This window comes from Streptomyces sp. NPDC006691, assembly GCF_042869955.1.
Lineage (GTDB): Bacteria > Actinomycetota > Actinomycetes > Streptomycetales > Streptomycetaceae > Streptomyces.
This window is the reverse complement of record NZ_JBIAGW010000052.1, coordinates 1,525-2,872: the sequence shown is the minus strand read 5'-3', so window position 1 is coordinate 2,872 and position 1,348 is coordinate 1,525. Positions and strand designations below refer to the sequence as shown.

Sequence of the window (1,348 nt, the reverse complement as noted above, 5' to 3'; positions counted from 1 at the left end):
CGAGTCAGAAACCGTTGGTGTAGGCGAAGGACATGCGAAAGGTCCGGCGTAGAGGGTAAGACCCCCGTAGCTGAAACATCAACGGCTCGTTTGAGAGACACCCAAGTAGCACGGGGCCCGAGAAATCCCGTGTGAATCTGGCGGGACCACCCGCTAAGCCTAAATATTCCCTGGTGACCGATAGCGGATAGTACCGTGAGGGAATGGTGAAAAGTACCGCGGGAGCGGAGTGAAATAGTACCTGAAACCGTGTGCCTACAAGCCGTGGGAGCGTCGCTGTATGTGCTTGCACATACAGTCGTGACTGCGTGCCTTTTGAAGAATGAGCCTGCGAGTTAGCGGTGTGTAGCGAGGTTAACCCGTGTGGGGAAGCCGTAGCGAAAGCGAGTCCGAACAGGGCGATTGAGTTGCACGCTCTAGACCCGAAGCGGAGTGATCTAGCCATGGGCAGGTTGAAGCGGCTGTAAGAGGTCGTGGAGGACCGAACCCACCAGGGTTGAAAACCTGGGGGATGACCTGTGGTTAGGGGTGAAAGGCCAATCAAACTCCGTGATAGCTGGTTCTCCCCGAAATGCATTTAGGTGCAGCGTCGTGTGTTTCTTGCCGGAGGTAGAGCACTGGATAGGCGATGGGCCCTACCGGGTTACTGACCTTAGCCAAACTCCGAATGCCGGTAAGTGAGAGCACGGCAGTGAGACTGTGGGGGATAAGCTCCATGGTCGAGAGGGAAACAGCCCAGAGCATCGACTAAGGCCCCTAAGCGTACGCTAAGTGGGAAAGGATGTGGAGTCGCAGAGACAACCAGGAGGTTGGCTTAGAAGCAGCCACCCTTGAAAGAGTGCGTAATAGCTCACTGGTCAAGTGATTCCGCGCCGACAATGTAGCGGGGCTCAAGCGTACCGCCGAAGTCGTGTCATTCCAGCATGTACCCCCAACGGGGGCTGGGATGGGTAGGGGAGCGTCGTGTGCCGGGTGAAGCCGCAGCGGAAGCTAGTGGTGGACGGTTCACGAGTGAGAATGCAGGCATGAGTAGCGATACACACGTGAGAAACGTGTGCGCCGATTGACTAAGGGTTCCTGGGTCAAGCTGATCTGCCCAGGGTAAGTCGGGACCTAAGGCGAGGCCGACAGGCGTAGTCGATGGACAACCGGTTGATATTCCGGTACCCGCTTTGAAACGCCCAATATCGAATCAGGCGATGCTAAGCCCGTGAAGCCGTTCCGGACCCTTCGGGGAAAGGAAAGTGGTGGAGCCGGTGACCCAGACTTGTAGTAGGTAAGCGATGGGGTGACGCAGGAAGGTAGTCCAGCCCGGGCGGTGGTTGTCCCGGGGTAAGGGTGTAGGCCT

General features: G+C 57.3%; 1 rRNA gene (cut by a window edge). It reads left to right on the top strand.

Features of this window, described 5'->3' with window-relative positions:
* Positions 1-1,348, top strand: a 23S ribosomal RNA gene (locus tag ACFYNP_RS38340) (its annotated part continues 1,489 nt past the right edge of the window); the annotation flags it as partial.